Source organism: Stenotrophomonas maltophilia group sp. P373, assembly GCF_053295075.1.
This window is the reverse complement of sequence record NZ_CM129994.1, coordinates 2,325,860-2,337,812: the sequence shown is the minus strand read 5'-3', so window position 1 is coordinate 2,337,812 and position 11,953 is coordinate 2,325,860. Positions and strand designations below refer to the sequence as shown.

Below are 11,953 nucleotides of genomic sequence, written 5' to 3'. Positions count from 1 at the left end.
CCGCCTCAGCTGCCGAGCAGGTTCAGGCCCAGGTCAACGGCAAACTTGTGCAGCTCGGCGTCATTGGTGGCGTTGAGCTTGCGCATGGCATTCACTTTCTGCGTGCTGACGGTCTGCTTCCTGCGGTCCAGCCGGGCAGCGATCTCGGCAACGGTCAGCCCATTGACGAACAGGGCGACGACTTCCTTCTCGCGCGGCGACAGTTCGGTCACGCGCCGGGCCTCCTTGCGCTGCAGCAGCTCGGCCACGCTGGGCGAAAAGTAGCGGCGGTGGGCATACACGGCCATCACCGCGGCCTGCACGTGATGCAGGTCGTCGCCCTTGCTGAGGATGCCGGACACGCCCAGCACGTCCAGCCGGTTGAGCAGGCTGGGCTGGTCCAGGCCGGTCATCACCACAATGCGCAGCTGTGCGAAATGCTGCTGCAGGTACGCCAGCAGCTCCAGGCCATCGCCATACGCACCGCCCGGCATCGCGTAGTCGGTCACCACCACATCGCAGTTCTCCCGTTCCAGCAGTGCCACCAGCGCCGTGGAGTCTTCCACCGCACCGATGCAGTGGATGGCCGGCGCCTGGTCCAGCGCGCTCTGCACGCCCAGTCGTATGACCGGATGATCGTCGGCGAGCGCAACACGGATGGCGAGCTGGATCATGAGGGGAACTGTCCGGTCGTAAACGAGATGGCTGGCAGCGCAGCAGGAAACACGAACCGCTTCAAGGAGAACGCACCATGAGTATCCGCATCGTTATTGCCGATGACCATCCTGTCATCCTTGCTGGCGTACGCGAAGCATTGGACAGGGTAGCCGACATCAAGGTTGTAGCGAGCGTAGAGGATTCTACGGCATTGGTCGAGGTGATGGACCGCTTTCCCGTGGATGTAGCGGTCACCGACTTCTCGATGCCCGGGGGCCAGTACGGCGACGGCGTCGCCCTGGTCGGCTTCCTGCGCCGCCGCTTCGCCGCCGTCCCGCTGGTGGTGCTTACCGCCGTCGGCGGCCGGCAGGTCCTGAGCAGCATACGCAGGGCAGGGGTGAACTGCATCGTGGCCAAGACCGACCCCATCGACGAATTGGCCGAGGCGATCCGCTGCGCCAAGCAGGGTGTGCGCTACCTCTCTCGCGACGTGCGCCACCAGCTGGGCGATGATGATGCGCCGCCGGCGGTGCTGACCAAGCGCGAGGCCGAAGTGGTGCGGTTGATCGCCGAAGGCAAGTCGCAGAAGGAAATCGCCGCACAGCTGCAGCGCAGCCGCCAGACCATCAGCACGCAGAAGCACTCGGCCATGGTCAAGTTGAAGCTTGATCGCACGGCAGACATCTTCGAGTACGCCGTGAGCGAAGGCATGGTTTCTGCATCACAGGGTGCACGGCTGGCCCGCGGAACCGGCAGCAAAGAAGATGACTGACGCCGTGCAAATCAGACGTCGTCCGATAGAACTGGCCGCTGCGCTGGATAGGGTGATGGGGACCCCTCACTCTCATTCCGGAGCCGCCGTGTCGCGTCTGCTCGATGTTCGCATCGCCGCATTGATGTCCAGCTTCTCCCGCTTGTCGCCGCAAGGGCAGAAGCGATTCCTGGATCTTCTGAATGTGTATCTGTATGCCTCGCCCGCACAGCGCAGGCAGCTGCGCAGCACATGGCCGGACGTGGTGATCGAACCCTGTGGCTGCCATGAGGACACGCCCGCAGCCCAGGTGCGTACTGGCACCCGCTAGCCGCATGCACTTCGGCCTGGTCACTGCCAACGGATTTCGGCCCAGCGGCGCAGGTCGCTCTCGTACACGCCAGACAGGCAGCACCCGGTGAGGTTCCAGCCCTTCCTTGCACCATGTGAAATCGACGTGAAAATCGTACACGTCAGACAGATGTCATGGCGCCTCGCAGGCATCGTTGGGGCACCACGCTACTGCCGCAGGCTTGGGCAGTGGCGTGGTTTCCCTCAACTGAAACCGCGAGAGACCATGATTTCACGCAAGCTCCTGTGCGCCGCCACCCTGCTGTGCCTGGCCCCGTTCGCCGCCAGTGCGGCTGAAGCTCACCTGACCCCGAAGTCCAACGGCGACAGCGGCGCCATGCCGTCGGGCTACAGCAAGCTGTTCTTCGAACTCTCGGACAGCGACTTTGCCGCAGAGCTGAAGCTGCCGGCCAACCCGCGCGATCTGGACCAGGTCGTGCTGACCTCGACGGCCGGCCGTCGCGACGCCATGCTGGACGCCGCGGGTACCAGCGTGGCGGACCTGGCCTACATCCCGGTACCGCGCCTGAGCAATTTCGGGCTGATCAAGAGTGACATCTTGGGGCGCTGGTACGCCTCCACGCGTGGCCTCAGCGAGACGCGTATGGTGTTGAAGAATGGCCCGCACGCCCAGGCAGCTGCTACCGACAAGACCTTCATCGATCTGCATGTGGTGCAGAACGTGTCCAGCGTGGGCCTGCCGCCGCAGGCGCCGGCACGTGCCGTGCTGGGCCTGGTGAACTACACCCAGAACGAAGTGACGATCAAGGGCCCGGAAGTGGCGGGTGGCGCGCAGACCTGTGGCGTCGCGCAGAGCTGTGGTTTTGTCTTTGATGGTGCCGATGGCCAGTGGCACGCCCGTCGTGGCCGTGCCCACTTCCAGCCGACCACCGCGCAGCTGCCGAAGATGCAGCAGCGCTGGACCGACATCGTGCTCTCCGGCCCAGCCGAAGACGTGACCACCCCGCGCAACATGACGCTGCCGGTCGAGGCCGTGGATGGCGACATCATCCAGATCACCGATCTGTCGAACTCGCGCTTCTACACCGTCAACGGTCACCCGATCAACAAGGCGACCTACCGCTACAACGCCAGCGAAGGCCGCTGGGGTAACAGCAGCTACTGATCTGCGAACCCGGCACGGGGCCTTCGGCCCCGCGCCTTCCTTCCGCTTCCCCAGAGAGTTATCCATGAAGACCTCCCTGCTGGCGCTGTGCGCCATCACAGCGTGTGCGCTGCCGTCGCTGGCCGCCGCCGAAACCGACGCTGGCTACTACGCGTCCGTCCGCGTCATCGACGCCCACCATCAGGCCCGCAACATGGACGCCAGTGCCCGCCCGGGTATCGGCCAGTTCGTTGCCGGCGACCAGAAGCAGAACTTCACCACCGGTTCGCTGTCCTTCGGCCGTGCCTATGGCAATGGCTGGCGCACCGAGGGCGAATACGTGGCGCGCCGCAACGACACCTACACCAGCGGCTCCAGCATCTTTGCCACCAGCTTCAACCACCATGAGGTGCGTTCGCAGCGGCTGATGCTCAACGCCTACCGCGATATCGCCTTCAACGATGCCTGGTCGGTGTATGGCAGTGCCGGGCTGGGCCTGTCGCAGATCGAGTCTGGTGGCTGGCAGGGCAATGAAGGCCGCCAGTACGCAAAGGCCACGCGCACCGGCCTGGCCTGGTCGCTGGGTGCCGGCGTTTCGTTCGCTGCCAGCGATGCATTGGTTGTGGACCTGGGCTACCGCTATGTGGACCTGGGCAGCACCGAAAGTGGCTGGAACACCTTCGGCAATGCGCGTGGCCTGCAGGACGAAAAGATGCAGCTGGATCTGGTGTCGCGTGAAGTGACGCTGGGCCTGCGCTACGCATTCTGAGTCGACTTCGTTGCGGCACGGCCAGGCGGTACTTCTCGTCGTTGTCCTATGCCTGGCTGGTCGCGACGTCTCTAGCATTCCCTCTCGAAGGGAATGCCCTTCGCTCAAGCCCATGCATAGCGCGGCTTGAAAAGAACCCACTCCTAAACAGGAAATCCAACAACATGAAGAAGCTTGCAACCGCTCTGTCTGCCGCGCTGGCGCTGGGCGCCGCTGCCTCGGCCAACGCCGCCGATGCAACCATCACCTTCACCGGCCAGATCGACGCAACGTCCTGCGGCGTAGCGGTCGGCGGCGCCGATGCCGCTGGCTCCGCAGTGACTCTGCGCCGTGTGACCAAGGCCAACGTCGAAAGCGGCACGAACGCCTCCAGGGAGACTCCGTTCACCATCGTCGTCGGCAGCGCCACGAGCAAGTGCCCGGGCACCACCAGCATCCTGAAGTTCAGTGGCGGGATCGATGCTGCAGGCCGGATCGAGAACGGCGCCGGCGCAACGGCCGATAACGTCGCCGTTACCCTGGTGAATTCGGACGACACCGAGCTGGACCTGCGCACCGCCGAGCTGGAATCCACCTCACTGGCTGATGGCGTTTACACCCACAACGTGAAGGCGCGCTACACCCGTGTGAATGCCTCCGAAGAGGTCACTGCCGGCGGCTTCTCGGGCTCGGTTGGCATCGATCTGGCCTTCCGCTGATCGATGCGCGGGCCGGCGGACAGCTACGCCGGCCCGCGATCACCCTCATCCATTGGAGCCTCGCCATGCGCTGCATTCATATCTTCACCCCAATCGCGTTCACCATTGCAGGTCTGGGTTGCATTGATTCGGCCGCTGCGGGCGTCATCCTTGGTGCAACCCGCATCGTCTATCCAGAACAGTCACGCGAGGTGAGCATCCGCCTCAATAATGACGGGAACGTTCCTTCCCTTGTTCAGACCTGGATCGATGACGGAGACGTCGACGCAACACCGAGCACTGCTTCGGCACCCTTCCTCATCCGTCCGCCCATCTTCCGCGTAGAGGGCGGAAGGGCGCAGGTACTCCGCATCCAGGCAATGGGCAGCCAGTTTCCGAAGGACCGCGAAAGCCTGTTCTGGTTCAACTCGCGCGATGTGCCTGCTGCGGCCGCTGGCCAAGATCAGAGTCAACTGCATCTCATTGTCCGCACCCGCATCAAGTTGTTCTATCGCCCTAGCGGGCTCTCGGCGGCAGGGGCCGCGAAAGCGCCGGCGCAGTTGGCCTGGGCCCTCGTCAATGGCAGTGAGGGACATGTCCTGGAGGCACGCAATCCGACGCCCTACCACGTCAACTTGAATCGAGTCAGTGTGGGCGGCGGTGATCTGGACATCCAATCGGGTGTCGTCGCGCCGCTGGCGAGCGTCCAGTACCGCCTGACCGATTCGCAGCATCGCTCCCTTGGTAATCAGGTGACGTACGAATTCGTCAACGATCAAGGCGGGCAGATCGAAATGAAAGCACCGCTGAACTGATCAGCCGCCTCAACTCCGCAGCCCAGAACGGCGTCACAGGTCGCTGGGACTTCCTGTGCCTTTGCCGTGGACCATTGCCATGAACCGGAACTCTACCATCACATTGCTGCGCCACCACCGCCTTGCTGCGGCTGTGCTTGCCGCACTGCTGCCGATGAGTGCCGCGGCCGCTCCCGCGCTGGAGTTCAATGCAGACTTCCTGCACGGCGGAGGTGCCGGCCTGGATCTGAGCCGTTTCCAGAGCTCGGGGCCGCTTCCCGGCACTTACAGCGCGGATATCGTCGTCAACGATGTGCTGGTGGGCCGTCAGGACGTCGAGGTGCGTGCGGCGGACGGCGGTGAGGTGAGCCTATGCCTGGAGCCGGCGTTGTTTGCCTTGATGTCACTGGACGAGGGCAAGCTGGCGACGTACCGGCAGAAGGAAGAGGGCCGCGACCTGCTGGCTCTGCCGGAAGGAGCCACCTGCGAAGCACTGGCGCGCTTCATTCCTTCCGCCAGCGCCTACCTGGACGGCGGGGAGCAACGGCTGGAGATCTCCATTCCGCAGGCTTACCTGCGATCGAATCACAGCAACTGGGTGACGCCCGATCGCTGGGAAACCGGCATCAATGCGGCACTGATCAACTACAGTGTCAATCACAACCGCCTAGAAAGCGGCGGCCGCCAGAGCAGCCACACCGGCGCGACCATTGACGCTGGCGTGAATCTGGGGGCGTGGCGTTTCCGCCATAGCGGCTATTTCTCGCAGGACAGCAATGGCAATCGCAGCTATAGCGCGAGCCGCAGCTTTGCCGAGCGCGAAATCCGAGCCTTGAACGCACAGTTGACGGTGGGTGAATCGTCCACGGCTGGCGACCTCTTTGAGTCGATCTCCTACACCGGCGTCAACCTGCGTACTGATCCGCGCATGCTTCCGGAGGTGTTCGGCAGCTACGCGCCCGTGGTGCGCGGCGTGGCACAGACCAACGCGCGCGTTACCATCCGCCAAGCCGGCCGTGTGGTGTTCGAGACGACGGTGGCACCGGGCCCCTTCGAGATTGACGACCTGCGCAACACCTCGGGCAGTGGTGACCTTGAAGTTGAGGTCACTGAAGCCGACGGCCGCGTGGAGACCTTCGTGGTGCCGTATGCCTCGGTGCCGCAGTTGCTGCGCCATGGCCAGAAGCGCGGCAGCCTGACCGTTGGCCAGTTGCGCAACGAGTCCGTCGATTCGCCTGCGTTCGTTGAAGCTACCTTGCGCCGGGGCGTAAGCAGCGGGTTCACCGCGTTTAGCGGTGCGACCATTGCGGACGGGTATGGCGCCATTATTCTTGGCGGAGCGCTGAACACCCGCCTCGGCGCATTCTCCGGCGACGTCACCTTTTCCGATGCAAGGCTGCCGTCGCCTCTGGAGGGCGCCAGCAAGCGCATGCAGGGTCAGTCCTATCGCCTGGCCTACAGCCGCAGCTTCAATACGGCAACCAGCTTCACCCTGGCGGCCTACCGATACTCGACGCAGGGCTATCTGTCCTTCAGCGATGCAGCTCGCCTGCGCGACGACTTCGCCAACGGCAGTTCGGGTTCCAACGTACTGCGTCAGCGCAGTCGTCTCGACCTCACCGTCAACCAGCGTCTGCCGAAGGGCTCGATGTTCCTCAACGGCAGCACCACGGATTACTGGAGCGAGAATCGGCGTGCCACGCATTTCTCGCTGGGCTACAACGGCCGGCTGGGTCGCGCGTCATACAGCATCAGTGCCCGCCGCACGCTGGAGTCGTCGCTGTTCAAAACCGGCAGCCAGAAGCAGAGCACGGGCGCCTATCTGAGCGTCAACGTGCCCCTGGGCCGCGCGCCGGCCGCTCCGCGGTTGAATGCCAGCGTCAACAGTGATCGCAATGGTGGAAGCTACCGTGCCGGGGTCAATGGCAGTTTCGGCGACGGCATGCAGGGCAGTTACAACCTGTCCTATGGTCAGGCGCCAGGTAGCCGAAACCTCGGTGCGAATGTCGGCTATGCCGCGCCAATGGCCAACCTCAATGCGTCGTGGAGCCGCAGCGACACCAGTCAACAAGCGGGTCTTTCCGCGTCCGGTGGCGTCATTCTGCACGGTGACGGCATTACCTTCTCACAGCGTTTGGGCGACACCGTCGGCCTGGTGCATGTGCCAGGCGGCCCCGGCGCAGGGGTGGGTAGCTATCGCGGCGTCAAGACCAACAAGCGTGGCTATGCGGTGGTGCCGTACCTGAGCGCCTACCGCATGAACGAAATTGTGGTGGACCCGACCGGCCTCCCGATGGATGTGGAACTGAAGAGCGGCTCGGTGACGGCGGTGCCGACTGCTGGCGCGGTGGTCAAGGCGGTTATTCCGACGGCCAGCGGCCGCAGCGCACTGATCGAAGCCTTGGACAACCACGGCCAACCGCTGCCGTTCGGTCTGGATGTCTATGACGAAGCCGGTCAGGTCGTCGGCGTGGTGGGGCAGGGAAGTCGCCTGTGGGTGCGCGGCATCAACGACAGCGGGCAGTTGCGGGTGGCCCCGCAGGGTGACGACGAGCGGAGCTGCGTGATCGCCTACGACTTGGCGGGCACATCCAGCGATCAGCTGTACATCAGCAGCTGCCTGCGCGCAAGCATCGCCGAGCGAAGCGAACCGTCCCCCGTTGTGGCGGCTCCCGGCGCTCAGAACTGAGGTAGATACTGCAATGAAGGGAGAACACCTCATGAATGAACCCTGCAAAGGCAGGCCCAGGGCAATAAGGCATGGTCTGGCAATGCTGGCTGCTGCAGTGATGGGCACTGGACTGGCTGCAGATGCAGTTGCCTGCGTGGCCGACACAGACGAGCTGATCGATTCTCGAAGCCTTGTGTACTTCGAATCATTCTCCGCTGGGGATGTGATCACTCCCTGGTCGGGCAGTTCGAATGGTACCTATCTGGAAAAGTGTGCGCCGAACACCAGCGTCGGCTTGTCGATTGTTGCCAATGGTAGCCCAGTCAGCACGGTAGACGGCATACCGGTCTTTGCCACCGACAATGCCAATGTGGGTATCCAGTTCCAGTATCAATTCAACGGGAGACGTGTTGGCTCCGGTGGACCTGTGTGGTCGACGTGGAGGAACCTGTCCACGACGGCCGTCAACATCAGTACCGTCAGTTATGTGGGCCCCGACGTGTATACCGAGTATGTCGGGCTGAACTACCGGGCGCGATTTGTGGCGCTGCGCTCGTTCAGCGGCAACCAATCGGTAGGCAGGACGCAGGTCGCGAACGTTACAGACCGGACGTTTGGTATCACCTTGAATCAGCGGGTGTTCGAGGCATTCCGCCTCGACGCGCCACGACGTGCGAGTTGTGGTTTCAGTGGAACGGTGGACGGCAGGAGAATTGCAATGCCGTTTACTCATACGACGTCACTACCGAAGGAGGGCGATACCAGCAGGGCTTCTGGGTTCAACTGGGCCTTCCGTTGCGACTACGGAAACATGGAAGGCGTAACAAGGGCGATGGGCATCGACTACACTGCCGGAACAGCAGTAGTGGATGCTGCAGACGGGCGGATGCGCGTTACTGGGGGAGCGCAGGGTGTTGATCTGCAGGTACGGCGTAATGCGGCAGGCAGGATGGTGCCCGTGGACCTCCGGTCGGGTGCGTGGATTCGGTATAACGCTGAAACGGGTAGTGAATACCTGGAGGTTCGCTACATCCGCAATGCCAGTCCGCTGATTCCCGGCGCGGCGAACGGCGCGTTGAAAATCCATATCACGCCCTGGTGAGGTGTTGTCATGCGTTGCTTGACGAGAGTCCTGATCGCGGCTGTCCTGATGGGGGGCTGCCTGGAAGCCCGTGCTGATCTGGGCGTGGAGCGCACCCGGGCAGTTCAGATAGGCGACTCTGTTGTTTCAGTACGGGTCTGGAATGAAGGCACGCGTGATTCGTTGGTCCAGGCGTGGGTCGATGCCGGGAATGAATCGGCACGTCCAGAGGATCTGAAGGTTCCGTACATGGTACTGCCGCCCATGTTCAGGCTGCCTGCGGGGCGCAATCATGACATCCTGCTACGCCGGATCCAGGGGGTGGCACTGCCGCAGGACCGTGAGTCTGCATTCTGGATCAACATCCTGGATGTACCATCTGCTGCGCGTGCAGAGGACACGCTGAACCTGGACTACGCGGTCAGTTGGCGAATCAAGCTTTTCCATCGGCCGGCACGCCTGAAAGGATCCCCGGAAGCGGCGGCTGCGTCCCTGCGGTGGGGAATGGACAGAAACGGTGCGACTAGCCGCCTGTGGGCTCGTAACGATTCGGCCTTGCATGTAAGCCTGGCCAAACTGGGCCTGGACGGGCGGGAGTTGGAGTTGAAGCCCACCAATGCGCTGATCAAGCCATTCTCCACGTGGTCATTTCCGCTTGACGAAGAGGTGGAAGGAGCAAGGTTGGAGTTCACCTGGATTGACGATGAAGGAATTGCGCACCAACGTGAGGCCGTGGTCTCCAGCCCTTAGTGTGTGGCTCCGGTGATAGCATTGTCACCACCGCCGATGGGGTTGCGGCGACCAATGGTCTGCAATGTTGGGCTGTTTCCGGTTCAACGCGGGACGGCCATACTTTTTCTAACTCCTCTGGCCGGCGTTGAGCTTGATCCGGAACCGGGCAGCCGCGGTGCGCGACCTGCTATGGGGGTGGGTCAGCAGCAAGGCTCCACGACATCGGGGCGGTCTCCCGAATTGGGCGGGCGAACTGCCCGCTGATATGCATGGCTTGCGTTGGGTGTGCGTGCCAAGGTATATGTGCGCCCACGTCCCATTCACCGCCATCGTGCCAGACTCACGCATGCTTTCCACTTCTGCACGTTCCAGGAAGTTTGCACGGGGCGGGCCGGGTAGGGCCTGGTTTTTGTTTTCGCTGTTGGCCATCGTGCCAGGCACGACGGCCGCTGCATCGTGCAGCGGGGGCGGCGGTCACACAGATTTCCACCCCCCCGCGATGGTGGAATTCACTGCCCGCGACGTTCCCGTCGGGGCGGCTCTGACGCCCTGGCTGCCGATCAACGGAGGAGTGGCCACCACCGAGTTCCGCTGCGATTCGAGCGCCTCGATCGACTACCGGATGGAGACGCACGGCGGATTCATCAAGCAGCGCTACCATGAAAGCGGCGCGGAGTACGTCGTGTACGAGACCGGCGTAGCGGGGGTTGGCATGGCGTTCCTGGCAGAGTACGCAGGCAGTAGTCGTGGGCGTCCGTCCGCACTTGGCTACTACGAGGCGGTGCTGCACAAGGGTGACAGCGGCACCGGACCGGTCGGGGCGCGATTGATGATCAAGTACATCCGTACCGGCAACATCGCCCATGGCAGCGGCACCAGCAACCGCGAAATGGTGATCGAGTCCCGCCTTTACGAAGGGGGTACGGGGCCAATGCGTCATCAACTCTGGGTGGGCGCAACGACACTGAAGATACAGGATCGTCCGAGCTGCCGCATGCGCACGCAGGAGATCAATATGGGGTTCGTGCCGGTGGCTGCATTCAAGGGTGTGGGATCCACTGCCGGCGAACGCAGCTATGAGCTGGTGCTCGACTGTGAGGCCGGTGTCGGGCGGGTGGATTATCAGGTGGTTCCCACCACGGTGGTGCTGGATGCCGAACAGGGCATGGCCGAGGCCAGCGGCGGCGTGGTCGGTGTTGGCTATCAGTTCCTCAACGGCGATGGTTCGCCAATGCGTTTCTATGGGTCAGATGAGTTTGGCCGGGGCTCGGCCAATGCCGAGATCCTGCGCAAGAGCTTTGGTGTGCGCTATCGGCAGACGCTGCCGGCCATCACGCCCGGTCCCGCCAATGCGGGGCTGACCTTCAGCCTGACGTTCCCCTGAGGTCTCATGTCCTGTCTCGACCGAACGAAGACCTGGCTACAGGCGACCTGCTGCGGCGGCGTGTTGTCGCTGCTGCTACTGGCAGCCGGTGCAAAAGCAGACGTGACCGTCGAAGGCACGCGGGTGATCTACGCGGCGGGCCAGCGTGAGGTAGCCTTGCAGCTGAAGAATGAAGGCGAGCGCGCATCGCTGGTTCAGGCGTGGGTGTCAGACGGCAACCTTCAGCAGACCCCGGAAGCATCGAAGGCACCCTTCGTTCTTGACCGGCCCATGCTGCGGTTGGATCCGGGGGCATCGCATGCACTGCGGATAAGAGGCATCGCCGCGCAGCTTCCGGCAGGCGAGCAGGAGCAGCTCTATTGGGTGAATGTGGTGGATGTGCCCGCACGCGAGGCTAAGCTCAGTGACAGTGTTGTGCAGGTGGCCATTCGCTTCCGCATGAAGCTGTTCTATCGTCCCAAGGGCCTGGGGGCGCCGGTGGATCCCGATGCCCAGGTGGCGATGGAACGCGGGCCAAATGGGCTTGAACTGCGCAATGCCGCACGTCACTACTTCAATCTCGCCACGATGACGCTGCTCTCCGCCGCTGGCGAGCGCAGCGTGGATGCCTTCTATCTGGCGCCCGGCGAAGCCCGCACACTGGCATTGCCCGAAGGGTTTGCCGGCCCGCTGACAGGGGTGCGCTACGAATGGGTGAACGACGACGGCGTGCTGCACGCGGAGCAGCGAGTGCTCTAGGCGCCTGCGTCCTCGTTGTAGATAGACTTGTGAGATCAACACCGCCCTCTGGGCGGTGTTTTCGTTTCCGGTAGGGGGCGATCGATAAGGCCCGGCCTTTTGCGGGCCAGCGGGCGCCTGTCTGGATAACGTCCTACACCTCCCGCGGGCCGGGCGGCGGGGCTCGGGGCCTTGCAACGCATTGCTTTCAGCCTGAATGGCTTCGTCTGGGCTGAGCATGGCGATTGCCTTTAGTACCGGTCCTATGCCTGCCAATTCCTGTCG

The 11,953-nt window shown here is 63.2% G+C and carries 12 protein-coding genes; 11 read left to right on the top strand and 1 reads right to left on the bottom strand.

Translation table 11 applies throughout. The features are described from left to right. Positions 1-5 precede the first annotated feature (5 nt). Positions 6-653: a response regulator transcription factor gene (locus tag ACSYHF_RS10890; RefSeq protein ID WP_065177737.1), complete on the bottom strand. Its 648-nt coding sequence runs from the start codon at positions 651-653 to the stop codon at positions 6-8. Positions 654-730: 77 nt separating this feature from the next. Here ACSYHF_RS10890 and ACSYHF_RS10885 point away from each other — a divergent pair, with 77 nt between their 5' ends. The 11 genes from ACSYHF_RS10885 (at position 731) to ACSYHF_RS10835 (ending at position 11,689) form a co-directional block, all read left to right on the top strand. Beyond that, positions 731-1,408, top strand: coding sequence for a response regulator (locus ACSYHF_RS10885; protein WP_065186482.1), 678 nt, complete (start codon positions 731-733; stop codon positions 1,406-1,408). Next, entirely contained in the window at positions 1,401-1,718 is a 318-nt protein-coding gene (locus ACSYHF_RS10880; protein WP_155760276.1) for a hypothetical protein, read from the top strand. The genes ACSYHF_RS10885 and ACSYHF_RS10880 overlap by 8 nt, the downstream gene beginning before the upstream one ends. Positions 1,719-1,964: 246 nt before the next feature. Then, positions 1,965-2,864: a hypothetical protein gene (locus ACSYHF_RS10875; protein ID WP_447575635.1), complete on the top strand. Its 900-nt coding sequence runs from the start codon at positions 1,965-1,967 to the stop codon at positions 2,862-2,864. A 64-nt stretch (positions 2,865-2,928) separates the two neighbouring features. Next, positions 2,929-3,612 (top strand): outer membrane protein, encoded by a 684-nt coding sequence (locus ACSYHF_RS10870; RefSeq protein ID WP_447575634.1) that lies wholly within the window; start codon positions 2,929-2,931, stop codon positions 3,610-3,612. 164 nt (positions 3,613-3,776) lie between these two features. Continuing rightward, positions 3,777-4,310 carry a fimbrial protein gene (locus ACSYHF_RS10865; protein WP_447575633.1) on the top strand — a complete coding sequence of 178 codons (534 nt, stop codon included), beginning with the start codon at positions 3,777-3,779 and terminating at the stop codon, positions 4,308-4,310. Positions 4,311-4,375: 65 nt separating this feature from the next. Further along, positions 4,376-5,104, top strand: coding sequence for a fimbrial biogenesis chaperone (locus tag ACSYHF_RS10860; RefSeq protein ID WP_447575632.1), 729 nt, complete (start codon positions 4,376-4,378; stop codon positions 5,102-5,104). A 79-nt stretch (positions 5,105-5,183) separates the two neighbouring features. Beyond that, positions 5,184-7,772: a fimbria/pilus outer membrane usher protein gene (locus tag ACSYHF_RS10855; protein ID WP_447575631.1), complete on the top strand. Its 2,589-nt coding sequence runs from the start codon at positions 5,184-5,186 to the stop codon at positions 7,770-7,772. A gap of 31 nt (positions 7,773-7,803) precedes the next feature. Beyond that, the gene (locus ACSYHF_RS10850) at positions 7,804-8,856 is read left to right on the top strand and encodes a hypothetical protein (protein ID WP_447575630.1); all 1,053 of its coding nucleotides are present in this window, start codon (positions 7,804-7,806) and stop codon (positions 8,854-8,856) included. A gap of 9 nt (positions 8,857-8,865) precedes the next feature. After that, a complete protein-coding gene (locus ACSYHF_RS10845) occupies positions 8,866-9,585 on the top strand; it encodes a fimbrial biogenesis chaperone (protein ID WP_447575629.1) in 720 nt (239 codons plus the stop codon). Between the two features lie 481 nt (positions 9,586-10,066). Then, entirely contained in the window at positions 10,067-10,951 is an 885-nt protein-coding gene (locus tag ACSYHF_RS10840; RefSeq protein ID WP_447575628.1) for a fimbrial protein, read from the top strand. Between the two features lie 6 nt (positions 10,952-10,957). After that, entirely contained in the window at positions 10,958-11,689 is a 732-nt protein-coding gene (locus tag ACSYHF_RS10835; RefSeq protein WP_447575627.1) for a fimbrial biogenesis chaperone, read from the top strand. The last annotated feature ends 264 nt before the right edge of the window (positions 11,690-11,953 follow it).